At 51.3% G+C, this 25,269-nt stretch carries 18 protein-coding genes and 1 pseudogene; 13 read left to right on the top strand and 6 right to left on the bottom strand.

Annotated features, from left to right (window positions below; translation table 11 throughout):
• The gene (locus VE954_RS14955) at nucleotides 1-1,008 is read right to left on the bottom strand and encodes a galactose ABC transporter substrate-binding protein (RefSeq protein WP_324954108.1); all 1,008 of its coding nucleotides are present in this window, start codon (nucleotides 1,006-1,008) and stop codon (nucleotides 1-3) included.
• A 366-nt stretch (nucleotides 1,009-1,374) separates the two neighbouring features.
• Between VE954_RS14955 and VE954_RS14950 the strand changes: the two genes are divergently transcribed.
• From VE954_RS14950 to VE954_RS14940, 3 genes are all read left to right on the top strand, one after another.
• Entirely contained in the window at nucleotides 1,375-2,466 is a 1,092-nt protein-coding gene (locus tag VE954_RS14950) for a S1 family peptidase (RefSeq protein ID WP_324954106.1), read from the top strand.
• Nucleotides 2,467-2,595: 129 nt separating this feature from the next.
• Nucleotides 2,596-3,864 carry an FAD-dependent oxidoreductase gene (locus tag VE954_RS14945; RefSeq protein WP_324954104.1) on the top strand — a complete coding sequence of 423 codons (1,269 nt, stop codon included), beginning with the start codon at nucleotides 2,596-2,598 and terminating at the stop codon, nucleotides 3,862-3,864.
• Entirely contained in the window at nucleotides 3,861-4,406 is a 546-nt protein-coding gene (locus VE954_RS14940; protein WP_324954102.1) for an acyl-CoA thioesterase, read from the top strand. Before VE954_RS14945 ends, VE954_RS14940 begins: the two co-directional genes overlap by 4 nt.
• 31 nt (nucleotides 4,407-4,437) lie before the next feature.
• Here the strand turns inward: VE954_RS14940 and VE954_RS14935 are convergent, their stop codons facing one another.
• Both VE954_RS14935 and VE954_RS14930 read right to left on the bottom strand, forming a co-directional pair.
• Nucleotides 4,438-6,531 carry an adenylate/guanylate cyclase domain-containing protein gene (locus VE954_RS14935; RefSeq protein WP_324954100.1) on the bottom strand — a complete coding sequence of 698 codons (2,094 nt, stop codon included), beginning with the start codon at nucleotides 6,529-6,531 and terminating at the stop codon, nucleotides 4,438-4,440.
• 164 nt (nucleotides 6,532-6,695) lie between these two features.
• Nucleotides 6,696-7,082 (bottom strand): hypothetical protein, encoded by a 387-nt coding sequence (locus tag VE954_RS14930; protein WP_324954098.1) that lies wholly within the window; start codon nucleotides 7,080-7,082, stop codon nucleotides 6,696-6,698.
• Between the two features lie 203 nt (nucleotides 7,083-7,285).
• Here VE954_RS14930 and VE954_RS14925 point away from each other — a divergent pair, with 203 nt between their 5' ends.
• Nucleotides 7,286-8,392 (top strand): alpha/beta hydrolase, encoded by a 1,107-nt coding sequence (locus VE954_RS14925; protein ID WP_324954096.1) that lies wholly within the window; start codon nucleotides 7,286-7,288, stop codon nucleotides 8,390-8,392.
• A gap of 47 nt (nucleotides 8,393-8,439) precedes the next feature.
• Here the strand turns inward: VE954_RS14925 and VE954_RS14920 are convergent, their stop codons facing one another.
• Nucleotides 8,440-10,113 carry a hypothetical protein gene (locus tag VE954_RS14920; RefSeq protein ID WP_324954094.1) on the bottom strand — a complete coding sequence of 558 codons (1,674 nt, stop codon included), beginning with the start codon at nucleotides 10,111-10,113 and terminating at the stop codon, nucleotides 8,440-8,442.
• A 244-nt stretch (nucleotides 10,114-10,357) separates the two neighbouring features.
• Between VE954_RS14920 and VE954_RS14915 the strand changes: the two genes are divergently transcribed.
• Both VE954_RS14915 and VE954_RS14910 read left to right on the top strand, forming a co-directional pair.
• Nucleotides 10,358-12,754, top strand: a complete 2,397-nt coding sequence (locus VE954_RS14915; RefSeq protein WP_324954092.1) for a DNA polymerase II — start codon at nucleotides 10,358-10,360, stop codon at nucleotides 12,752-12,754.
• A complete protein-coding gene (locus VE954_RS14910) occupies nucleotides 12,729-13,814 on the top strand; it encodes a PA0069 family radical SAM protein (RefSeq protein WP_324954090.1) in 1,086 nt (361 codons plus the stop codon). The genes VE954_RS14915 and VE954_RS14910 overlap by 26 nt, the downstream gene beginning before the upstream one ends.
• A 5-nt stretch (nucleotides 13,815-13,819) precedes the next feature.
• Here the strand turns inward: VE954_RS14910 and VE954_RS14905 are convergent, their stop codons facing one another.
• Nucleotides 13,820-14,395, bottom strand: coding sequence for a PhnA domain-containing protein (locus tag VE954_RS14905; RefSeq protein ID WP_324954089.1), 576 nt, complete (start codon nucleotides 14,393-14,395; stop codon nucleotides 13,820-13,822).
• A 166-nt stretch (nucleotides 14,396-14,561) separates the two neighbouring features.
• Here VE954_RS14905 and VE954_RS14900 point away from each other — a divergent pair, with 166 nt between their 5' ends.
• The 6 genes from VE954_RS14900 (at nucleotide 14,562) to VE954_RS14875 (ending at nucleotide 22,397) form a co-directional block, all read left to right on the top strand.
• Complete coding sequence (locus tag VE954_RS14900) at nucleotides 14,562-15,680, top strand: acyl-CoA dehydrogenase family protein (RefSeq protein ID WP_324954087.1); 1,119 nt, start codon at nucleotides 14,562-14,564, stop codon at nucleotides 15,678-15,680.
• Nucleotides 15,677-16,540: a phosphate/phosphite/phosphonate ABC transporter substrate-binding protein gene (locus VE954_RS14895; RefSeq protein WP_324954085.1), complete on the top strand. Its 864-nt coding sequence runs from the start codon at nucleotides 15,677-15,679 to the stop codon at nucleotides 16,538-16,540. Before VE954_RS14900 ends, VE954_RS14895 begins: the two co-directional genes overlap by 4 nt.
• Nucleotides 16,518-17,687, top strand: coding sequence for a ferritin-like domain-containing protein (locus VE954_RS14890; protein WP_324954083.1), 1,170 nt, complete (start codon nucleotides 16,518-16,520; stop codon nucleotides 17,685-17,687). Before VE954_RS14895 ends, VE954_RS14890 begins: the two co-directional genes overlap by 23 nt.
• Before the next feature lie 100 nt (nucleotides 17,688-17,787).
• On the top strand, nucleotides 17,788-17,964 hold the full coding sequence (locus VE954_RS14885) for a hypothetical protein (protein WP_324954081.1): 177 nt from the start codon (nucleotides 17,788-17,790) through the stop codon (nucleotides 17,962-17,964).
• Nucleotides 17,965-18,195: 231 nt separating this feature from the next.
• Complete coding sequence (locus VE954_RS14880; RefSeq protein WP_324954079.1) at nucleotides 18,196-18,897, top strand: hypothetical protein; 702 nt, start codon at nucleotides 18,196-18,198, stop codon at nucleotides 18,895-18,897.
• A 173-nt stretch (nucleotides 18,898-19,070) separates the two neighbouring features.
• Complete coding sequence (locus tag VE954_RS14875) at nucleotides 19,071-22,397, top strand: hypothetical protein (RefSeq protein WP_324954077.1); 3,327 nt, start codon at nucleotides 19,071-19,073, stop codon at nucleotides 22,395-22,397.
• 130 nt (nucleotides 22,398-22,527) lie between these two features.
• Here the strand turns inward: VE954_RS14875 and VE954_RS14870 are convergent, their stop codons facing one another.
• Nucleotides 22,528-24,285, bottom strand: coding sequence for a hypothetical protein (locus VE954_RS14870; RefSeq protein ID WP_324954075.1), 1,758 nt, complete (start codon nucleotides 24,283-24,285; stop codon nucleotides 22,528-22,530).
• Nucleotides 24,286-24,796: 511 nt separating this feature from the next.
• Between VE954_RS14870 and VE954_RS14865 the strand changes: the two are divergent.
• Nucleotides 24,797-25,269 (top strand): annotated as a pseudogene (locus VE954_RS14865) (RNA-guided endonuclease TnpB family protein); the annotation flags it as partial.

Raw genomic sequence — 25,269 nt, 5'->3', positions numbered from 1 at the left:
TTACATGGCGGTCTGACGATTTTCTTTGGTGATTTTTTGATAGGGAATCCAGATGTAATGCCCATCGGTGATGTCATAACCTGTGGTGGCTTTATCCGGCGTCTTGCCCTGGGCCAGCGTATAGGCCACGGCAAAGGTCGCCTGGCCTTGATTTTTCGCATCATTCAAGACGGTGCCCAGCAGAGTGCCATCTTCCAAAGCCTTCATGGCGGCAGCCGTGGCATCGACGCCGACCACGGGCATGAATTTTTTGTCCTTGAAATAACCGGAGGCTTTCAGGGCTTCAATGGCCCCCAGAGCCATATCATCGTTATTGGCCATCACAACTTCGATGGCATCACCCTGAGAGCCGAGAAATGCAGCCATTTTTTCCTGACCGCGGACGCGATCCCACATGGCTGTGTCCTGGGCCAGCTTTTGGGTTTTGATGCCGGAATCTTCAATGGCTTTGACGGAAAACTGCGTGCGAAGTTCGGCGTCCTGATGCCCAGGCTCGCCCATGAGCATGACATACTGGATCATTCCGTCCTTGTTTTTATCGGCTTCTGGATGTGCCTTCCAGTAATCGACCACGATCTGGCCCATCAGGGTGCCGGATTCCTCGGCCTTGGCGCCTACATAATAGGCTTTATCCCATTTCTTAAGGTCTTCGGGCATGGGCTCGCGGTTGAAAAAGACGATGGGCGTATTTGCTGCCTTGGCTTTTTCAATGAGAACACTGGCAGCGGTGCGGTCCACCGGATTGATCGCCAACGCATTGACTTTTTTGGCCAGGAATAGATCCACCTTTTCCGATTGGATAGGCTGCTGATTGGCGCTATCGACAAAGTCGATTTTTGCTTTCCCTTCGGCGGCGGTACTCATGGCGGATCTTACCCCGGACATAAACGTATCATCATATTTGTAGATGGCGCTGCCTATGACCACTTCTGAGCTGGCCTTTTTTTTCGTGCAGCCCGAACTGGTGGCAACGGTCAGGGCGAGGATGGCAAGCGGAAACTGTTTCATGCGGTGCTCCTGTGTCCATGATTCACTGGTGAAATTGCGTATTCACCCTTTGTTCTGAAAGTGGATTGATATACTGGTGCGAGACAACAGTAAAGTGTTCCGTGGCGGACAGGCCATCTCGCTCCCGTATCCTCAAAAATCTGCACGGCGAGCAAGCTGGCTGCGTGGCTTTACGTCCGGTAAGGTTTTAAGCCCAAAATCGTCAACGAGCCTTACAAGGCTGTCAGATTCCTGGAGGGAGATGTCAGCTTTCGAGAGCCTTAACCCCCTGGTATTCATGGTCCCGAGGCCCGCAAGCCCGGTTCACCCCCTCGGCATGGGGCTTGCTCAAGTGGCCGTGAGCCAACCCTTTAAAAGGACTCCGACATGATGCAGCAGAAACTCTCGAAAGCGATCGTCTTCCTTATGTTCCCCTTGGTGGCCGGTGCGTGTGGTATCAAACAAAAGAGTGAACTCGATATCGTCGGCGGCCGTAAGGTCACCAACGCCGACACCGGACCTGAAAAAGTTTCCACGGTAGGGCTGAATGGTTGCACAGGCACCATCATCGCTCGCGACTTGATCTTGACCGCCGCGCACTGTTACGACAATTCCGTTCAAGGCGGTTACGTACTCTTTGGAATCGAATTCAGCGGCCGCGATCGTAAGATCATCAACATCGCTTCGGCGAGCGTAAATCCGAGCTATACAGGTTCAAGTAATGATGTGGCTATGCTGAAACTGGCCCAGGATATTCCAGCCGGCTATCAGCCCATCAAACTGCTGCCGCCAGCCATGGCCATGCAGCCTGGTGAGGGGGTTCGTCAGGCCGGTTACGGCAGCGATAACACAGCCAACTCGTTTGGAACCCTACGGACTGTGGATAGTCAGTATGTGGGTCAGACCGGTCAGGGCGCGCTGAGCGTTCGCAATGGTCGCACGGCAGCCTGTAGCGGCGATTCCGGTGGTCCCCTTTATGTGCAGAAGAATGGCGAATGGTTCACCGCTGGTATTACGTCAACCGCCTTCATGGATAGCGCTCGTCGCTGCACCGGTGGCAACCAGTACACCAGCGTGGCTCTCCAGTATAACCTGATCGTGGACATGGCCCGCAAACTTACCGGCCGCCAGAATCCTCTCGAAGGTGTCGTGAGTCCCAAGCCTGAGCCAGAAGATTTGAATGGAACGCCGAACAATCCTGCGAAATTCCAGGTTCTGACCGATGTCATCCAGAACGGTGACCTCCTGAGCGTTCGCGTGAAAAACATCACCGGCCGCGTGGTGAAGAACTGCGAATTCACGCTGACGGCTGTTCGTTATTTCTATGATATCTATGCCGTGACCTACGATATGTTAACGACTTTGCCTTCCACGGCTGTGGATCAGGAAGGTGAACTCCGGTTTCAAGATCCTTATGCAAGCAATCCCTACTTGAGTGCGATTGCCAGCACCGAACTCAAAAAGACCTGCGCTGAGTAAATCCATCCGCCTGCCCAGTCTCTGGGCAGGCTTCTTGCGTTTTAGATTCCGAAAATCAATGTCTTAAGTTCGTGCCTGTCTTTTGCATTGCTGCTGTTGCGGAAGCTGATCTCACTGTGGAGCTGTTGTATGACAAGTGGAAATGGAACTCGGAAAAAAATAGCCGTGATTGGTGGCGGGATCTCGGGACTGACGGCCGCTTATTATCTGAGCAAGAACGAAGCTTTTGACGTCACACTGTTCGAATCACAGGATCGCGTTGGGGGTCATGCGCACACGTATAACCACAACGGCGTGAATATGGATACCACGGTGATATCCTTTCATGAAGGCGCCTATCCGAATTTCGTTAAACTCATCCATGAGCTTGGTGTTTACGGTGAGACGCAGCATTTCAAGCAGGATCTCTGTTTTCACACCGAAAAGGGTGTTGAATTCATGATGACCTATAAACCGTTGGGTATTCTCTCAAAACCGCTGACCATTTATAAAACGGCCATGACGCTGAAAAAGCTGTCGCGGGCTGTGGTGAATCATATTAAAGATGCCTCGATCGATGCCATGGACTTCCATGAATTTCTAAAGTCCGTGCCCATGAGCGAGTATGAAATCAATTGCCTGGTGCTGCCGCTGATTCATATGTTTGTAGGCCTTCCGCCTGCGGATATTCGGCAGATGCCGGCCCGTTTTTTAGTGGACCATCTTTATCATCATAAGCTTCTGCATCACTCCTCGCTTACCGCCTGGCGTGGCTGGAAGAATGGTACGGTCAGTTATATTTCCAAATTGGAAGCCGCCATCAAAGGCAAGGTTTACACTGGCGCTCGGATCCAATCGATTGAACGGATCGAAGGGGGCAAGGTCCTTGTGCATCATAAAAACCAGCCTGCCCAGGAATTCGATCGGGTGGTGATCGCAACGCCACCCGCCACCGCCCTGCGCCTTTTGAAAGAACCCACACAAGTGGAAGAACGCCTTTTGAACCCCTGGAAATACGCGACCCTGAGGATGTGTATTCATAAGGATCAAAGCGTGCTGCCCGCGCGTGAATTGCACCGAGGCTTTTGGAATCCTTATATCGATACCAAGGCCGATAACTGCGCGGCGACCTATATGGTCAATAAACTGCACCCCAAGTTGGAAAAGGGTGTGGTGGTGAGTTGGGGGGCGATTCAGGCCATCGCGCCGGCTAAGGAAATTCACTCGCGGGATGTGGAAATTGCCCGCTATACCGCGCACGCCTTGAAAACACATAAAGAGCTGCCCACCCTGAATGAGCAGCGCCAGGGTATCTATTACTGCGGCGCGCATTTCGGTCTGGGATGGCACGAAGCTGGAGTGACATCAGGATTGACTGTGGTGGATCATTTGCTTAAGGATCTGGGAGCCCTCACATGAACCTTGTCTTTCGCCTTATTCTGCTCGTTCTTAAAAAGCTCTGGCGGGTGGATCCCAGACAGCCCCTTGAGACGTCCGAGGTGGAATTCATCTGCCTGCCGCATGACTGTGATTTTCACGGGCATTTGACCAACTCGCGTTATGCGAGTTTCTGCGATCTGGCGCGCATCGGTGCCATGTTTGATCAGGGAAGCCTGACGAAGCTTTTGCGAGAGGGCTGCACGCCGGTTATCACGGCGCAGGAAGCGGTTCATTACAAGGAAATCGCGCCCCTGCAAAAGTTTCAGGTGAAAAGTACAATCCTCGGCTGGGATGAGCGGTTTTGGATCTTCCGCCATGATTTTTATCAGAAGGGTCAGCTGAAGGCGAGTGTTCTGGCCAAGGGCATTTTTGTCCGTAGAAAGAAGCTGATTCCCTTCGCCAAGGTCCTGGAGATTGCCGGGCATCAGCTGACGTCGCCGCCGCTACCGGCCTATGCGGTGGAATGGAACCGGCAATCGGATGTTCTCTATCAGAATATTAAGAGGTCTGGAGACTATTAAGCGGTCTGGAGCCTATTAAGCGGTCCGGAGACTAGACTGCCATCTCCTGGTCCAGCCCGTGAAGTGCATCTTGATTCCGCTTTTCCGACTGATCCTTGTAAAAGCGACTGGTCAGATCCCTGGGGTTTTGCTCCAGGACCTTGCTGAAAAGATGAACGGCCTTCGTCCACTCCGCGGCGTGGAAGGCCGCCATGGCCTCATGAAAGAGAGCCAGAGTTTCCATTTTGCCACGATATTCCAAATCCGGAGCTCCCTCGAAAATCTCCACGGCTTCAATGTGCTGGACCTTGCCTTTGACCGCAATGCGACCCAGACGACGAACTCCGGTCATGCCCTGTTTCACGTTGTCCAGCAAAGCCTGGCTGGCTACGATGCGAACGGACAGATGCTTGCTCCACCCTTCCAGTCTCGACGCGACGTTGACCGAATCGGAAATAACAGTCCCTTCCATACGCTGAGATTCCCCAACTGTTCCCAGCATCAGCTCCCCACGGTGAATCCCGATACCGACGGCGATCGGCGGCTTTTGCTCAGCCTCACGCTGGCGGTTGTAAGCTTCCACTTCCTTTTGAATGGCTATCGCCGCCTGCACTGCGTCATCGGCTGAACCTGGAAAAAGTGCCATGATGCCATCACCTATGTATTTATCGATGATGCCTCCATGCTGCCGAATGATAGGTCCGACCCGACCGAGGTAGTCGTTAATGAAGTTGAAGGTTGCCTGAGGGGTCATTTGCTCCGACAGCGCTGTGAAAGAGCGAATATCGGCAAAGAGGATGCACATGGTTCGCTGCACCTGATCACCCAGTTTCACCTCGACCGTACTGTTCTTGCCCAGATAAGTCAGATACTGCGTTGGCACGAAGCGGGCGATCGATTCCTTTTCCTGCGTGAGCGCTTCTGCCAGCTGTTGGAGTTCCAATTGGGACCGCAGCTGCTCCTTGCTCAGGATGAATATCAGGAGAAAAACAAGGCACAGAGCCACATACTGTCCGGTTTCACCGACCGGAACGTTCAAGATGTTGGAGAGCATATCGATCCAGGTTCCCACAGCACCAGCAAAAAGCAGGAGGGCGCATTTTTTGGCGTCTCGCTTTTTCAGGCGGACAGCCGTGAACAGGCGGTAGATCAGCCAAACCACGATAAATACGGCGAGAAGCTGCCAGGCGCGAATCATGACCTGGTTGAAGGGCACTGGCGTGAAGAGATAGCCAATTATAAAGATGGAACTGATCGCATAGATGAACTTGGAGAAGAACGGAGGACGTTCCTTGTTGAAGAGGAAACTATCAACCGAGAGCTGCTGCAGAGGATAAGTGCCAGCAAGTACGATGAATTCCAGCTTCAACTTATAGCGGATATCGTCGAAGAGATGATCGACAAGTCCAGTTTTAAAGACATAAAACATCCCGACGTCGATGAGAAACAAACCAGCAAAAAGGAAGTAGCGGTAGGGGGTGATCAATACATAGGAAACCAGAAAGAAGCTTCCTACTGTCACGAGGGTCGTGAAGAGAACCACATGCAGGAATGGATTTGGGGAAGGCACCTGACGCGTGGAGGTGATGAGGTACTTGAAGCGCCCCAGGCCATTCATGGCATTGAGGTTGATACTGCTGAGCGGATGATGTCCGGCGAGGCGGATGGTCAGGATATTTTTCCCGCTTCTTAAGAAAGGATAGGGCAGATCAAGGGCGACATTCTTTGCGACCCTATAACGAAGCAGATGCTGACCATCCGGACTGAGGAAGAGCTGCGATTCCAGTAGGTGACCGTTGAGATAGACTTCCCAGCCTTCGCCTATTTGTTCCAGAAACAGAACCAAAGATTCCTGCAGGGACGCAGGTTCAAGCCAAAACTCCGTTTGCAGTGTAAACTCGCTGAAGCGCAGGCCGTAGGGGGTCTGAAAGATTTCATTCATGAGCATGGGAAAGCGTTGTTTTATGCGTTCTTCGGCTTGGAATTCATGCTGGACCCAGTCATGCGAGAAGCCCTGGCGAGCCATCCAGGGCGCTTCTGTCAGATCGATGCTGCGAAAGGCGATGGAGGACGTCGACCCCGCGAAACCGGCCTTGGTGGTGCCCAGCAACGAAATTAGCAGCATAAGGACTGAATATAGCCGCATCAAACCAGGTTTTCCTCGTCACGTTTCTGGATGTTCCCCTGGATCTATCGGCTCTAAACGGTCTGAGGCGAAAATTGGGAATTGTTGGAGTGACGAAATGTCGTGAAAACCTCTGTTAGTCTGCGCTCTAAAGATTCCCTGATTTTTTTGGAAGTTTACTTAATTTAACGGGAAAGCTGTGCTGGCTCGGTTGCACCCAGTTTGAATTCCTGGCAAATGCCGGACCATAATTCAGCGGTCAAGTCGTCCGATTTATAAATTTTGAGTTCCTTGCTCTCCAAAGAAAAACTCGCAGCCATGGGCACATCCTTGAACGTGTAGATGAGTTGGTTGCCAAAGCCAGCAACGAGGCCTTTGTTAAATTTATGCCTCCCATTGTTTGCGACCAACATCCCGTACTCGCTATTGACCTTCACAAGCGAAATCTTGAACGTTTCAGGCTCCGTAGGATTACGGCAAACCTGATAGGTCTCGTCGCCGGGGAAGGCCATAACAGCTGAAGCCGACAGCGATGCGATCGTTATGGCAAGGTAAGGCAATTTAAATCTCATGGCGCACCTTTTCTGGATGGAAATTTCAAATGTGAGAAAGAGCCTTTTCGGGGTGATCCGATCAAGTGCCCAATCCTAAGATAGACTTGTTTTGATTGAACTTATTGCAATGCGCTGAACAAGCACAGAAAAAGATCCGGTGGTTGACGCCCCGCTTGAGCTCGGTTTAGACTGTTGAGCTGCTTGAAACGAAAAGGTTGAACATGATGCGAAACACTTTGTTCCTGATTCTGACTCTCCTGACTTACAGTGCCTGTCAATCATCCGGAGGCTCGGAGCGCTACCAGGTCCTGCGCGATGAACTGAACGCCCGCTTCCCCGTGTCATTTATTGAAAACCAGCCTTATAGTGTTCTCTATGTCACCAACCGCGCCACTCAGGGTGCGGTTGGCGCCTGTTCCAATGGTGTGTATGGAGTCACCAAGGGTCCCGATTTGCGGTTTGGAATGTGTCGGGTTCAGGTTCCCATCAACCGAGCCGTGGGTTCCCTGAGCAGTGGCAGCGATCCCAATTCGGATGCGCAGATTAATTTTCAAATGGCCCAGCATGAAGGCATGAATGCCGAATCCTTCGCCGCGGCTTTAAGCAGCTCCCCCTCGGATGAAATTCTGATCTTTATTCATGGTTTCAATGTTCGCTTTGAAGAGGCTATCTTCCGCGCGGCTCAAATCGGTTTTGATGGGAAATATCAGGGCCAGCTGGTGCTCTTTTCCTGGCCGGCCGGTGCGGTCCAAAGATTGATTGAAGGACCTTATCTCTTGCGCACGTACCAGGAGAATAAAAAGAATGCAGCCGACAGTATTGAAAATTTCGAACAGCTTCTGACGCTCGCGACGGCGGCCAATAAACGGATTCACGTCGTGGTGCACAGCATGGGCCATCAGGTGGTCCTGCCCGCTCTGGCCCGGGTTGCGGATAAGCTGCCGGCGGGCGTGATTCAGGAGCTGGTGCTGAATGCTCCTGACTTTGCGACCGAGGAATTCAAAGCCATCCTGCCATCCATTCGTAAGCTGGCGGCTCGTACCACTATTTATTGTTCGCCAAGCGACAATGCTCTTGCGGCATCGACACGCGTCAATGGCAATGCCCGATTGGGTCGCTGCACGCTGATGGAAGGCGTGGATACGATCGATGTCAGTGAAGTGGATCGGCCGGTGCTCGGTCTCGGGGGATTGGGTCACGGTTACTATGCAGGTCGGCCGATTATCGGTGATGTGAGTCAGCTGCTGCTGGGAATGGATGCGCCGCGGCGGATGTTTATCAAGCGTACGGTGCCGGAGATTCATTCGAATTTTATGTTGCGTCCCTGATCAACGGAAAAAAGGATCGTCATCCCTGACGATCCTGAAACAAAGCCTTACAATGTCTTCAAATACTCAATCAAATTCTTCAATTTGTCCGGCTGCTTGCTAAAATCAATACCGCCGTTGAATTTCTTGATATCGGCGTGGCCCTGGTTCGAGTAGCCAAGTATCGCCGTATTGAAATCCTTGCCATCCTGATTCCAGACAAAGCCCATGTTGACCTGATCATACTTCAAATTCCCGATCTTAAACGTAGCCGGGCGGGTCGAAGGCACGAGCAGCTGCGCGATGGTTGGTACAGAACCATTGTGCAGATACGGAGCGCGAGCCCAGAGACCGGTCAAAGGCAACGCCAGGTACCCAGGATTGTCCTGGCGTGGAACGATAATGTCTTCATCCGAGGCCACGCAGTCCGGGTTGGCAAGATCACTGCAGGATGCCTTCAAGTTCTTGACCAGGAGCAGACGAGCCTCAGCTGTTAAACCGGTCGCGCGACCCGGTTCGGTGCCGACGTCGTTGATACCCATAAAAACTTCATTTTCATGACAGCCAGCACAGGCCTGCTTATAAATGTCACGACCCGGGATGGCTTTGGCCAGATCCACCTTGAACGGATAAACAGGGGGCGGGAGCTTGGATACAAAGGGTGTCGTCAACACTGCGTTCTGAAAGTTCACGATGCGAGGATCACCGGCCACACCGAGTTCAGCACCCAGGTTTCGAATCAGGCTGTTGCGAATATTACCATCCCACTGCGCAGCGACACGCTGGTCCTGACGCCAGACGCTCATGATATCGGCTACAGAAGGATTCAAGCCAAAGTACTTTTGCACGGTACTCGCAGGATCGGCCTGAAATTCAGCCAAAGGCATGAAGGCCAGAGTTGCAAAGCCGAAGGCTTCGACGTGGCCAGGGCTGCTTTTCAGCAAGGTCAGGTCACCATGATAGCTATAAGCACCCAAAGTCTGCGAAACGAAGGCGCTCTTTTGCAAGAGAGTGGCTTTAAACTGCTCTATGATGGTTTGACCCACAGTGGGGCCGCCTACGGGTCCACTCATGAAAATAGCTTTATCCATACGCTCATCAGCGATCCGGTCCAGTCCATAGAGGGCTCCATCCGGCTTGCTTAAAAGCGCGTCACGGAATTTTTCATAAGTGTAATTCGGATGCGTCACGGAACCCGTCAGCAGGGTTCTGAAACCATTGATATCAAAACGGGTCGTCGGCGCACCGACCAGCATGCGTTCGATACCATCCGCGCCAATCACACGACCGGTGTGGCAAGCCGCGCAGGTAAACTGCACCGTCGTGGGCGTAGGCGTTGCAGAGGGCGCTTTGGTCAGGCTCATGCCGTAATAAAAGGGATCGGTCGAGCGCTGTTTAAAGAGTCCAGTGAAAGAGGTCACCGAAGCATCCGACCAAAGATCAGGGATAACTTCAGGCAAAAGCCGCAGAATGACGCCGGGCGTTCCATTAAAACCGACAGGCGCTTTGGTAAACGAATCGAATGCCGCCTTATTGTTGCTCAGGTATGTGTCCAGATTTTTCTGGCGCTCAGACTGGATGACACTCCAGACTTTATCCTTGAGCTCGTCAATTTGCTTTCCGGTTAAGTTGGCCTCGTCAGACTCCTGCTTTTTGTTCCTCTGACGCAAATCGAGTGCCGTTCCACAGCTTTGGCTGAGCACCGCGACGGTTATCATGGAAACGAGGGCGAGTTTTTTCATGCTTAGAATGTTCCTTTCCAAGTCCAAACTATTATCGATGTGTGGCATATACAAAAAACGTATCGGAGGTTTTGGGAGCGATCTCTCAAAATTCAGAATTAACATGTAAAAACAATCAGTTAGGTATCTTATTTGGAAATCTTACCTTTACAAAAAATTCATCTTTTTGAGGTAGGAATCAAGTTTTATGGATCCTCATCCCTGACAAGTGTATGGTATTCCTGAGAATCAAAGGAGCCAGACCTTGCGTGCCTTTTTAGTCGACATCTTCCACGGGCTTTATCACGGCAAAAGCGTAATCTACGCTGCGGGTCGGTTGGAAAATGGCGAAACCTTTGGCCTGCTCGATGATCGCGTGCCCCCTTGCTTCTATATCCGCTGCTCGGACACGGCCGGGATGGAGAGTCTGGTCAGCAAATATCGCGGCCAATGCGCGTCCACCAATCGGACGACCATGGACGGCGAGCCTGTGCTGCGTCTGACGATGAACACAGTTCGTGATCTGCGGTCGCTGGAAAAGGAACTCGACAGCCGTGGTGTGCGGACGTATGAGGCGGATCTTGATTATGCCATGCTCTATCGCATCACGCGCTGCATTGAAGGCATGGTGGATCTGGAAGGCGCCTGGCAGCCTTCGCGGCACGTGAATCGTTTCTATATCAATCCGACGTTCAGCCCCGCTGAAGGCAAACCGGATTTAAGAATTTTAGCCTTGGATATTGAAACCGATGCCCAGGCTTCGCGACTGCTGGGTCTGTCCCTGGTCTTTTGGACCACGCAAGGATCCACATCCCAGGATGAGGTGCTGCTGATCGGTCCCGCTCGCCCCGATGATCCGCTTGGTACGACCGCCGTTGCGGATGAAAAGCAGCTGCTTCTGCAGTTCCGCGAGCGCGTGATCGCCCTGGATCCCGATATTATGACCGGCTGGAACGTCATTGATTTTGATCTGACTGTCCTGGAAAAGCTTTATAAAAAGCATGGCATCGAATTCAATTTGGGTCGCACCAAGGAAACCTCGTTTGGCAAGCCAAGCCAGTATTTTGGCCAAGGCAAGATGGTTTTACGCGGCCGTCAGGTCCTGGATGCTCTGCATCTTGTCCGGCATTCGCTGAGCAGCTTTGAAGATCTGCGTTTGAATACCGTGGCCCAGGAACTTCTGGGGCGCGGTAAAACGCTGGCCATTGAGGAATGGGAAGACGCGGCACAAAAAATCGAGCAGGCCTGGCGGCTGGACCGCGCTGCGTTTTGCGCCTACGTCCTCGAGGATTCGCGGTTGGTGCGGGATATCCTGATCAAACAGGATCTGCTCGATATGACCATCACGCGCAGCATGCTGACCAACCTGGCCCTGGAAAAAGCCTGGGGGAGTGTGGTGGCTTTTGATGCGCTTTATATCGGCGCCTTGCATCAACGCAAGATGGTGGCCCCCACGCGGGGCATTGATATGGGGGATGAAGCGGGAGGAACGGGCGGGCTGATCCTGAAGCCTGTGGTTGGACTGCACGAGCATGTGCTGGTGTTCGATTTCAAAAGTCTTTATCCCTCCGTCATGCGGACGTTTAATATTGATCCGGTGGCCTTTATTCAGGGCCAGGCGCAAGGTCGCAAGCGAGGCATTGTCGCGCCGAATGGGGCGATTTTTTCCCGGGAGCCGGCGATTCTACCGGGTATTTTGCAGGGTTTTTTCAAGCAGCGTGCGGAAGCCAAAGCGCGAGGTCAGGCGGCCGAAGCCTATTCCTACAAAATTATCATGAACTCCTTTTATGGAGTGCTGGCCACCGATGCGTGTCGATTTGCGGATCGCCAGCTGGCTGATGCCATCACCACCTTTGGTCAGAAACTGCTTCTCTGGACCCAGGCTTATTTCACAGAGCGAGGATTTCAAGTCCTTTACGGTGATACGGATTCCCTCTTCGTGGCTGTCCCGGGCCCGTCGGCCATGAGCGTGGCGGAGATCCTGCCCGTGGGCCAGGAGCTGTGCCGGGAAGCGAACGTGGCCCTTGCGGAGGCGCTCCGCACGGAGTATCAGGTCAGTTCGCATATGGAACTGGAATTCGAGGAGTATTTTCGGTATTTTTTCCTGCCGGCGGATCGTCAAGGTGAGGGCAGCCGGGCCAAGAATTATGCGGGACTGCAGGTTGATGAACGCAATCAGCGGCTGGAAATCAAGGGGATGGAAGCGGTCCGGAGTGATTGGACGCCTTTGGCTAAACGATTGCAACGTGATCTGCTTGCGATGCTCTTTCAGAAGACGCCGCCGCGGGTGATGGTCACGCATATTCAAGCCCTGGTCCGTGCTTTGCATGCCGGTCGCCTGGATGATGAATTGATTTATCGCAAGCGGATCCGCAAGCCGCTGGAAGCTTATACCCGAACCACGCCGCCGCATATCAAAGCGGCTCGTCTATTGCCCAGAACGGTGCGTGTGGTGCGGTATCTGATGACCGAACAGGGGCCGCAGCCCCTGGGTTTTGTCAAAGCTCCGGTGGACTATGAACACTACAGGATCAAACAGATCCTGCCGATCGTGGAAGGCCTTGCCCCCTTTGCCGGCTTTAACGCTGACGAAGCCTGCAGTGGCCAGACCGGTTTTATTTTCAAGGATGATTTCCATGGCTCCGACCATTCCTTTGGATAAAAATAGCCGCAGAAATCGCGGCGCGCAAATGGATCCCCCCAATCGCTTTGAATCGACCCATATCGAAAAGGATGCTCCGATCGAAGCCTGGGATGACCCGGAAAAAACTGTGAATACCCAGGTCATGGTGGATCATGCCCGGACGATTTTAACGAAAAATTCCAGTCCGGATATTTGTTTCACCTATAGCATCAATGCCTATCGCGGTTGTGAACATGGCTGCACTTACTGTTACGCACGACCGTCGCACGAAACTCTGGGTTTCAATGCCGGCCTTGATTTTGAAACCAGGATCATGATGAAAGCCGAGGCGCCGAAGCTTCTGCGTGAGGCTTTGATGAAGCCCTCGTGGCAGCCGGAGCCTATTGCCATGTCGGGTGTCACGGATTGCTATCAGCCGGTGGAACGGCGCTATGGGCTGACGCGGGCGTGCCTGGAAGTTCTGCATGAATTCCGCAATCCGGTGTCGATTATCACCAAGAATGTTTTGATTCTGCGCGATCTGGATATCCTGGCGTCCATGGCCGAGATGAATCTGGTGGAAGTCTTTCTGTCCATCACCACCTTGGATCGGGATTTGGCCCACAATATGGAACCTAGAACACCGCCTCCGGCGCTTAAACTGCAGGCCATTCGTCGTCTCACAGAGGCAGGAATCCCGGTTGGGGTGAATGTGGCTCCGATTGTGCCGGGACTGACGGATAAGGAGTTGCCGAAGATTCTGGAGGCTGCGGCTGAGGCCGGTGCGAAAAGCGCCGGTTGTGTTTTGCTGCGACTGCCCCTGGCGGTCAAACCCATTTTTCTGGATTGGGTGGATCATCATTATCCGCTGCGGGCGCAGCATGTGCGAACGCTGATTGAAGATACGCGGAATGGGGAGCTTTATGATAATCGATGGGGCACGAGGCAGACAGGGGAGGGGCCTTATGCGAAACAGATCCAGACCATGTTTCAGATTTTTAAGAAGAAGTTCGCTCTGGACGAGGGTTGGCCTGATCTGGATGTGACCCGCTTTCGCCGGCCGGGCGAGTGGCGTCAGCGGGAGCTGTTTCCGGAATAAAGGGTTTAGGCCTTCTTCAAATACGCAGCGACCAGTACGATACGAGTCCCATTCACACGGCCTTCGATATATTTCGGATCATCGGTTAGAACAATATTCTTAACTGTGGTCCCACGCTTGGCTGTGAAATTGGCTCCTTTCACATCCAGGTCCTTAATCAAAGTCACTGTGTCTCCATCCAGAAGCGGAGTGCCATTGCTATCAACGACCTGGACCTTGCCTTCTTCCTTCTCGCTCGTCCGCCCGGCGTCCGCCCAGGCCTGCACATGATCATCCAAGTAAATTTGTCCCAGGAGATCCTGAGCCCACGCGCTATCGCCGAGGCGTTTTAAAATACGATAGGCGAGAACCTTGACGGCGTTGTGCTCGCTCCAGATGCTTTCGTTCAGGCTGGACCAATGTTTGATATCGACCGCTGTGGGATTCGAGACATGATCGTGGCACGTTTTGCAGAGGAGCACATGGGTGTCGACATTGGAGCTGGAGTTGGGAGCCACATCATAAGATGCGAGATCCGTGGTCGCTGCGCAGAGTTCGCAGCGGCTCAAAGCGCGTTGCATGAGGTCCTGGTCCATAGTCATGATGGCTTGCCCCTTGAGTGGAAAATCGGCTAACCATAACGAAAGAGTAGGGGGTTTTCAAGGGGGCAGTTCTCGCTAGCCCAGACCGCCCAAATTTGACATAACTTCGTCTTCGGAATCAAAACTTTCATAAGCTAAGTTCCCCATCACCCTTGAGAGATATCCCATGCACTACCTGGAAGCTGTAAAAACTACACGCGATGAGATTATAAGCCGGAACGTCCAAAAAACAGATCAGGAAGCCAGTTTCCCCAAAGAAGCCATCACCGCCTTTGGCAAAAACGGCATTCTTGGCCTCATGTCCGACGCCTCACTCGGAGGCCAAGGATTGGGACTGGATGAAGCCGCTGCCGTCATTGAATCGATCGCCGAAGTTTGCCCTTCGACGGCCATGGTTCTCATGATGCACTATAGCGCCACAGCCGTAATCGAAAAATACGGCCCGGTCGAGCTTCGCACCGAAATCGCTCGCGGCCATCACCTCTCGACATTAGCCTGGTCAGAGGTTTCTTCACGTTCACACTTTTGGGCACCTTCAGGAACTGCAGAAAAAGTCGGCGATGGTTTTATCTTAAATGGCAATAAGACTATGGTCACCTCTGCGTCGCAGGCTGACTCCTTTATTTGGAGCTCCAAGCCGGCCGAAGGCGAAGCGGCTTCCAGCCTTTGGTTGGTTAAAAAATACCAGGAAGGGCTTTCCAGCCCTGCTGCATTCGATGGCCTCGGCCTTCGGGGCAATGACTCCGCCCCCATGCAAGCTCGTCAAATGAAACTGTCCTCCGACTCGCTCCTGGGAGCTGATGGTGAAGGTTTTGACATCATGATCAACACGGTCCTTCCGGTATTTTGTGTGCTCAATGCGTCCGCGTCGATAGGCATTATGGACGGAGCGCTGGCGCTCGCGATTCAGCACGTCTCGGCACAAAAGTTCGAGCATCTCAACTCCAGTCTCGCCGAGCTTCCTACCATTCGCGCCTATCTTGCCAAAGCCAGGATTCAGGCAGATATGACGCGAACCCTGAGGAATGACACGCTGTCGGCCATCAAGGAAAATCGCGCGGACGCCATGCTCCGCGTCATGGAAGTCAAAGCTGCAGCCGGAGAATCGGCGATGTCTGTCACAGATATCTGTATGAGAGTCTGCGGCGGCGCCGCGTTTAGAAAGGACCTTGGTTTGGAAAAATTGTTCCGCGACGCCCGTTCTTCAAGCATCATGGCACCGACATCGGATGTCCTTTACGATTTCATTGGCAAAGCCATCTGCAACATGCCGGTGTTCGGATGAAAAATAATTTTGTTCTCGGCGCCGTCGCCTACGCTCCAAAAGTCGTGACCATCTGGGAAGGATTCAAGGAGTACTTCAAAGAGCATGACTTTTCTTTCGATTATGTGCTGTTTTCGAGCTATGAAGCTCAAAATGAGGCCCTTTTCAACGGCATCATACACGCCGCTTGGAATTCTCCATTAGCCTGGGTCCGCGCTGAAAGAATTGGCCGAGCCCTGAACACGCCGGTCAGCTTTGGGCCCATGAGAGATTCGGATCAGGATTTGACTTCGGTTTTGGTCGCGAGAAAAAATGCCGCTATCGTAACAGTCGCGGATCTCGAAGCCAAAACCATAGGCTTTGGCGCCTATGATTCCCCACAAGCCCGATTGATTCCTCTTCACCACTTGCAGAAGGCAGGCGTCAAGAGTTTCAAGTCCCGGTGCTTTGACGTTCTAGGCGGGAAGCATGGCGATCATATCGGTGGCGAACGACTTGCCGCCGTTGCGCTGATGCAAAATGAGGTGGACGCCTGCTGGATGATAGATAGCAATTATCAAGCCTTTTCAAGCGATGGAACCTTGACCGCTGGGGAAACGAAGATCATTGCCACGACCGAAGCCTATGATCATTGTATTTTCACCATGGCGCCCCGTGTCACGACCGACCCTGCACTGCAGAGCGTGTCCCAGAAATTTACCGAGCTCCTCATGGCGATGAAATGGTCCGATCCTAAGGTCCGTCATCTCTTGGAGCTGGAAGGTTTGAAAGAATGGAGACCTGGGCGTACGCAAGGTTTCCAGCAGCTGAGCTCGGCTGTTGACGAACAGGCGTTCTATGATTTGAAGGGAAATATCATTGAGCCAAATTATCGATATTGAAGACCTTGGTTTTGATTCGGGCGCCCATATTCTCGTTAAACAGTGTCTGGCGTCCGTTGCACCGGGCCAGGATATTGAGATTCGCGGGCAGGCTGCAGAATGGCAAACTCAGGCCGCAGCCTGGTGCCGAACTCAGGGCCATGGCTTTAAACGTGTCGATGATCGCGCGCTTATTAGCAAGGGTATAGAGGACAAGCAGAGATGGATTACGACATCCACATCGGCTACTGAACTTCTGGATGTTGCATCGCCCGGTCTTGGTTTGGCCGCAAGGGGTGCCTGCGTGGAAATTGGCAGCCCCGAGTTTAAGTTCAGATTCGACAGACGAGACGAGATCAGCACTTCAAATGCTGCTGAGCTGTATCAAAATGCTATCAATGCGCAGTGGAACCCCAACATCGCTATTGATTGGTCACAGCCCCAGGAGCATTCGGATACCCTGGAAACGGCTGTTGTCCAATTGCTGACCTACATGGTCGAAAACGAAAATGCCGCGCTTATTGTACCCGCTCGCTTTTTGGGGCAGGTGCATCCGCATTTTCGGGAAATTCAGGCCCTCCTTTCCATTCAAATCGCCGATGAAGCTCGTCATATCGATGTTTTTAATCGTCGCATCGCCCTGTTTGGAAGGACGCCCGGTCTTTCCACAGCCGGTGGTCAGTCCTCGCTGAAGACCCTCCTGGACGAATCGCAATTCGGGATTTCCGAGTTTTTGCTCTCCGTTCTGGGTGAAGGAACCTTCGTCAACCTTCTGCAATTTTTGCGTCGCTTTGCACCGGATCAGGCCACCAGGAAAATCGCCCTCCTGGTCGCCAAGGATGAATCCCGCCATGTTGCGTTCGGCATGAGCCATTTGGCCGAAAGACTCGAATCGGACCCCGACTATCGGTCCACGTTGATGGCTGCTGTGAGAGCGAGATACGATAGCCTGGCGGCGACTGCAGGACTGAATGAAGAAGTGTTTGATTCCCTGGTAATTTTAGCTGCAGGCTCACTTTCGCCTGATAGCATCGCCACGGGATTTAAGGAGGTCCAAAAACTCCTGAAAGACATGGAAGAGGGACGACTCTACAGAGTCCAACGTCTGGGCTTTTCGAATGCAGAGGCCACGGAGATATCATCCCTGCATACTCGAAACTTCATGTAGCTGATTTCCTGCTTACGTTTCAGGGGGGGTCTTGTCCTCCTGAGGTTGTCCTCTATTCTGAACAAATCCTATGAACGTGTCAAACAGCAGGAATGCGTGAATGTGGACGCGACCCAGCAAGATCAATATTTCCCATTGGTCCGTCAGCACACCCGCGTGGGTCGGCTGGAGTGGATCCTATGGCTTCGCCAGCCGTACGGAAATCTTTGCGGTCATGAATGATATTCCTGGCGTATACGGTGACAACGGTGGCTCGCTCAGCGTCTGCCTCGAATAACCGGATGCTGGTGGAGCGGGGCTAACCACGCAAGAGTGAGGATATTAAGCGTCATTAAGACATGGATGGCTGTGGAACCCGAGGGTGACTGCGGAATGTTAGAAGAGAATCCAATTACTTACACTGTAAGTTGTGCGCAATAAAGTTGTTTAAGGCATTGACAGCTTTCTGCATAACTTGTATGCCCACGTTACATATTGTAGATCGTCTTTTTCAATGAGGAAACATTCTGTGAACATGAAACTTCTTGCGCTTTCCCTGTTGGTATCAAGTTCTGCTTTTGGGTTTACTTATCCCTACGAAATGATTTCGGTCCCTCATAAAGACGTTATTGAGCACATGATTGTTGGAAGTGACGATACAAATACTCCTGAAAACCTTCAGGGCCTGTGGTGGATGGATGGCAATCCATTGCCAGACGAAGTGGTGTCGTTTGCAGGCACAAAGTGGGAAGAGGTTGTAGAAGACGGCGAATTGGTGGGTTACGTTGGAACCCTTCCGGTCTATGACCAGGCAGTCTGGACCTGGCATGATAGTCCCGAGGGTCGAGCGGTTTATAAGGCCGTTTTGAAGGCCAAACTGGTTTATAAGGCCCGCTTCAACAAAGATTTCACCTCGGGTGTTGTGACCCCCACCATTCAGCCGGGCCACAAACTTTTCGAGATTATGCCTTCCAAGCTTCTTGAATTCCGCATGGAGCAGGTTGGCGAGAACGAATTCGCCCGCGATAGCACGATTGCTACCTTGGAATCCAGCTACCGCTTCCGCCGCATTGTTGATGGCAAAGGCAACAAGCTTGATACCGTCTTCGAGGAATTCTTGCAAAAAGCTGAAGCTGACAACGCTTGGCTTCCTATCTGCCCATTGGAAGAACAAAAGTTTGATGCGGAGGGCAAACTGATAATCAATTTGCCAACAGCTTGCGTTAAATAACACAGCCCTTTTTGGGGGTTCCCGGAACCCTCAAAATCTCAGTTCAATGATTGAGTTTCCCACCTCAGGTCTGCCTGCTTAAATATTCCAAAATAACGATTTACTTCTTAATCATTTTCGATTATAAATCGCCCCTTTTGACTTTTATGACAACACATCGTCTCGAGGTTGACGTGCGTTCCAAAATGCTGGTGCTCGTCATGGTCATGGCTTCCGTTTGGGTGTCGGGTTGCGGCGGGTTCAATAATCGCGTCGATAGACTCCATGTTAGCTGCGGCTCTGATGCGGATTTTGAGAAACGGTACGTACTCATTGAAGATAATCCTGCACAGGACATCGATTCCGTGGTTCTGGATGGGCTGCAAAGTATTCCATCTCGAGTCACGTCTCGAGGTTGTATCGAACTTCCCGCCTTGGGAAATCCCGAAGCTCGTCTCCTTCTCCGTTCAAAAACGAGGGCGAGCGGTAAGGTCGTATCGGCAAATGTTCCGGTTGCGCAGGGAGAGATCTGGCAGGAAAGTTTTGGCAGCGAGACAATTCTGCAAACTGCTCTGATAGATCTTGCCTGTCCCAGTGAGCAAGTGCTTGCCAACCGCAGCATTCTACTGAAGCGGTTAATTCAGCCATCACCTAAGTTAGTCTACAATTTGCTTCGTTATACACTTCGTAATTCGACACTTGCAGTCGTTCAAAAAGGCGAAATCGCCAGTAATGTCAATAGTATTGAGCTGGATGCCCAGCTCAGAGAAGGCTCCTATCATTTAGAGATTCAAACGGAAGACGCATTTCAAAGCGGGCAAAGTCCGAGGACATCAGAATGCAAAATTTCCATCGATAAAACTTCACCGAGTGTGGTCATCAAGTCTGTAGGGGAAGAGATCTTACTCTCTGGCTTTCCTCTCAAGCATTTGGCCCCAGGTCAGGAATTAAAATTTTCCGTGACTGATGCGTCGGGGTATCAAATTTTCGGTTGTTCCAAGCTAAGGAAAAGTGAACAGAATCCCGCCTTTTGCGAAGATCAGGACTTCCTTCCTTTGGTCAATTTTGTCGTGCCGGATCAAGGATTTTGGGATCTCTATTTTTACGCTCAAGATCAGCTGGGTCAGAGATCGCCAAATTCACGGCTTAGTTTCGTCGTTTATCATCAAGAGCAAATCAAGCAAATCAATCTCCTTTCAAATATTACGAATTTGTATGGGGCTGCAAACCAGCTCGCTCAAGCCTATGATGCGTTGATTCAAGCTAGTCGATTCATCAGAAACCTGCTGATTCCCATCGAAAAGGAAGCAGTTGAGTGGGAATTTATAAAGGCTTTTTGGGATCTTAGTTCGAGACTTAATTTGCATTGGCGTACATTCATCGGACCCACCATTATGAATGTTGAAATTAATCCCCGACTCACCGATTGGGTTGCGACTCGATCTGATGACGAAGGAAACCAATTCGCTCATACCTTTCGGGAGTATAAGATCGGCCCTATCATTAGGGATGCCAGTCAGGCCGTCTACGGTCGCGGAGGTTCCTTATGGACCATAACTGGAGCCCACCGCGCTGCAGTGCTCCACTACTATAAAAATGGTGAGCCCATTGCATCATGGCCACTCAAAACGTACTTCTCTCCTCGGCTTGTTATATCAAACACTGGTGATGCTGCGTTCCTTTGGGATGTGAGCGAAGCCAAGGTGTATAAGGCTGATTTAAAAGATAGAGAATTTATCAGCATCACAAAGCCTTCTGTTATGGTAACAGGTAGAAATTGGGATGGATTTACATTCACTCCAAATGACAGTTCTATTCTTTTCCAGCTCGAAGAAAAGATCTATCGAGTGAATCTTGAGACGGGTGAGCCCCTCGTAGTCTATGAAGAGCCCAAAAATTGTGGAATTGGTAACTTCTTGCTGCGAGGGGGAAACGAGATATATCTTTTGAGTTGGTGGCAAAACCGCAACGTAAATGCACCAGAAGGCAAAGATTTTCCATGCGGTTTTCGAAAAGTTTATTTTGATGGGACTTGGAGTGTGCAGGCCAACAGTCCCCTTGGGGAAAATTTCAAACCGGAATTATTTAATAGGCTCGCAATGTCCTTGGATCCCGAGCAGCGATATATCGTATTGGGCAAGGAGCGTAGCTCACTAATAGTTGTGGTTGATCTCAAACAGTCCCCAGCAGCAGCCATAACTGTGGAGCTTGATGGTGACGAGCGCTTTAGCGAAGTTTTAGCACTCTCTTTAACAAGATCCCGGTTTTTGGTAAGGACACTCACAAATTGGTATGTGATGGCCATTGTCGATGGGCGAGTCACTCTATTACCATATGTGAACAAACCCATTGAAGATTACTGCAAAGTATTTCCCGTACGTGAAAGTTTGGTCTGCTATTATCAGTCGAAAGGTGAACTTTCCATTTATTCAACTGATCCCGACCAAAGTTTGCAGCCTACTGTCTGGTTCGATGATTCCGTTGTCAAGAATCCTTCGAACGCAAATGCGACGAGTCAGATTGGACTCGTGCAAGCATTCATAAAATCAGATGCAAGAACTTTGGTTTTTTTTGATCAAGCACAAGGTCAACGCATCGACCACTTGCTGTCTTTTGAAGCGACGCATGTCTATCTAAGTCGGAATGGAGTGTACGCAGCGGTCTTTGGAAAGGACCAACACTTTGCGGTCTATTCGAAAAATGGGGCTATGGCCAGTGGTCGGCTGAGTGTCCAAGGGACCTTCTTCCATGCGCAAATATCTGACGACGGAGAAGTGTTTGCTGCTCAAAATTTACCGACTGGTCTGAGCTTTCTGGAAGTCTTTGCAATGGATAATGATGCTCTGCGATTGGTTGGGGCATTTGAGACGACCGAAGCCATGCCTTACGCGTCATTGTCAATAAGTGCTAAGGGCAAACATGCAATCTTTTACGCTAAAGGGTCCTTGTTCACAGAACCAGTTGAACGCCCATATCTCGTGATCGATAACCGAGGTCGGCTGGTCAAAAGTGGATTGGCTAGCAATCGATCTCTCAAGTTTAGTCGTGATGGTCAAGGGCTTTATGTTATTCGAGGTCGTTCCGTTGTCTACGAGTTACTTGTCGAACCAGGAGAGCACATCATTGCACAGGATTTACCCTACATACCGTCAGAGGTATTTGAGGGGAACCGTCTCTTGGTATCGAGTTTTAATTTGAAGAATTTGGATATTTTGTCGGGAAAAAGTATTGTTCCTGATGGAATGATGGCTGTTATCGAAGGCGATCGAATTGTTCTCCTTGATACGACAGAAAATCGCATTCGAATTTTTACGCCTGATGGGACGGACGAATTGTTGAATTTTCAACAAGGGTCACTAGAGATGTCACCCTTTACGAGTTTCATAAGTGCCGATCCGGAAAGTGACCACTTTGAAATTGAACACTACACAGAAGGGGCTGGCTTTACCTATAAGAGCTACACGACCGACCTTAGCCTGGCTCTCACATGGCTTGAGCGCTGGATGAAGGAATCCAATTAAATGATGACTGAAGTGATCCCATTTTGCATGACACTCTGTAGAATGCACAGCGAAGCTCAGTTAGGGTCTTCTACAGGAGGGCAACATGCTACTATTCTCCGCACCAGCGACCTCCTTATTCCCAGGGCCATTACGATGATATCTTCATAGGCTGGTGAGAGATCGGATTGGCTGTTTCATGCATGGACTGCGAAACAGTGATTTTGGGGATCAGATCACTGAAGCGAATCGAGTTCTTCCGATGCTGGAGTTGAGCGATCGCTTCCGCGAAATCCTGGATGACCTTGTTGGTCTGATGCTTTGCAGGCAACTCCATGAATATGCTATTCACAGCGATATCGATGGCTGAGAGATAGTTCTTCACCGTCGGTTCGATCAAAGCCTGCAGGCGCTCCTGTTCCTGCTGACGAATTTTGGCGAGTTCAGATTCCCATTTGGCCGGATCGGGAAGCTCGCGGCGGATGCGATCGGCATAGGCATCAGCCTTGGCACGGACTTTAGCGGCTTCGTCCTGGGCCTGGGACATGATCGATTCCACTGCCTTTTCCACGGTACGGGTCCGGGTGCGGGCTTCTTCCACAATCTTGAGCGCGATTTTTTCTGCATCATGGGTGATGGCGGCGGCGGACTGACGAGCCGATTGGAACATCGAGCTTTCCAGAGCTTTGATTTCCTCGACCTTATAGTTTCTCTCATTATTCGCGGTTTCAATGAGCGCCTGAGCACGCTCCCGCGCACTCGCCACGACGGAACGAGTTTCCTCTTCCAGACGCTTTCGTTCCTGCGCCAGCTGGTTCTCTGTTTCCTTGACTCTACGGGCCAGCTGGGCTTCGTGCTCCTTGGTCTGACGGGCCAGCTCCGCTTTGGATTTTTCCATGGCATCCTGAATTTCCATATCCGCGGCCTTGCGTGCTTGGCTTAGTTTGCTATTGGTGGCTGCGATCCTGGCTTCGTTTTCCTGGATAACCCTGTGTTGAATCTCGCTCGCTTCCATGTTGGCTGCAGCGAGTATGGACTGAGCTTCCTCTTTCGCGTGAGAGACCATGAGGTTCAGCTCGGCAAGACCGCTGTTTTTTTCTTTCAGAAAGCTGACTTCAGCGTTGTGGGTACGGCGACGGACTTCTTCCGCCTCGTGCTGAGCCGTGCGAAGGATATCAGCGGCTTTTTGATTCGCTTCCAGGATCAAGCGTTTTGCGGCAGCTTCGGACTCGCGATGAACTTCCAGTGCTGTCGCTTCCGTGGCTTTAATTAAAGCTTCATTTTTGCTTCGGCCATCCTGAAGGACTTTGGCGATCGTTTCCTCGGCTTTGTGCTTCATGTCCTGGAATTCGATTTCCAGCGCCCTCTGCTGCTTCTTGCGATTCTGTGCCATTTCATCACTCAGGATTTTCATCTCGGCCTGAATCTTGTTCCGATGATTCTCCAGATTGATGCTGAGCTTTTCCTTTTCCGCCTCATGATCATGCTTGATGGCTTTGGCTTTGCTATCCGTTTCGCTTTGCAAAGACTCGATAGCCTGCTTGTAGCGCCGCTCCGTGATATCGAGGGTCTCCCCCAGCGTTCGGAGGCTGTCCTGCTGGTGGTTGATTGTCGCCGCCTGCTTTTTGATTTCCGATTCAAGCGTATGTGTCTCGCGACGCCGGCTTGCGTTGATTTCTTCCTGAGCTCGCAGCTCGGCCTCGGCCTGGACTTTCATCCGAATGCAATCTTCGGTCTCCTTCTCCAGCCGTTCGATGTGTCCTTGGGATAGAGCGATGGTCTGCGCCAGATACTCCGCGGCACCCGTGAGTTCCGCAATCTTGAGCTCAAGTGCGTTTCGCTCCGACGTACTGGGTGTGTCCGAGTCAGGTGCGACGGTAAGAATACGCGATGGCTTCGTCTCGCTCATAAACACCCTTTAAAATGGAATATTGGCTTCTTAAATTAATGTCGGCGCCGTGGGAGCTGAGCCTTAAGGGTTTTATATGTGATTATTTAAGGCTGTATTTTCGGATTTTTAAAAGGTTTGTGTCCAATATTTACGGCAGGGAAGAAATCGCATTTTCGTGGTCATCCGGCGAGTTTGCCGCAGCATACTAGCCTAGAAACGATGTTGGCCATACCCTTCATGGAAGAAATTACGACCGTTTATTGGGCGTACATAGAGGATGTGAAGATATTCAATTGTCCACAATTTCAAGTAACAGCTTTCTCTGATGCTTTTGTCGGATCAGCTCGTAATACTCCAGCCATAGCCTGTCCCGAGCCTGCGAGGTATCAGACGGGCTTGGCAGGAGATACAAGGCTGTTGCCATCTCCCGGATCTGAGATAATCTTGTGCTTTCCTATTTAAAATTATGGTAAAAGATCCGTCGGAGGCAAGGATGCTGCTGACGTACAGGTTCCGACTGAAAGATGGAATGAAACGTAAAGAGCTCAAGGCGCTGGGTGGCGACGTCAATTTTGTTTGGAATTTCAGCAACGAAATCATCCGCAGACGCTGGAACGAATCACGCCTATTCACCTCCAAAAATGATCTGCATGCTCTTACCAAAGGCGCTTCCAAACTGCTTGAAATCAACTCACAAACCATTCAAGCTGTTGCTTACGAGTGCCTGCTCCGGGTTCAAAAGACGAAGAAGCGCGTCCGCTTCCGCACCGGTAAAAAGAATCTGGGTTGGGTGCCGTTTAACGGTCAGACTGTTAAATTTCACGGTGGATACATCGACTACAATGGCTACCGTTTCAGACTTTGGGAACACAGAAAGATACCGCAAGGCTTTCAGATCAAAACAGGATCATTTTCCGAAGATTCGCGCGGTCGATGGTATGTTAATATTACCTGTGAAATTCCTGATGAGAACTGGTTTCAGGAACCTGCGCCCTTTGGTTC

This window comes from Oligoflexus sp., from assembly GCF_035638955.1.
Classification (GTDB): Bacteria; Bdellovibrionota_B; Oligoflexia; order Oligoflexales; family Oligoflexaceae; genus Oligoflexus.
Note: the sequence above shows the minus strand (reverse complement) of the source record. Positions and strands in the feature narration are given on the sequence as shown.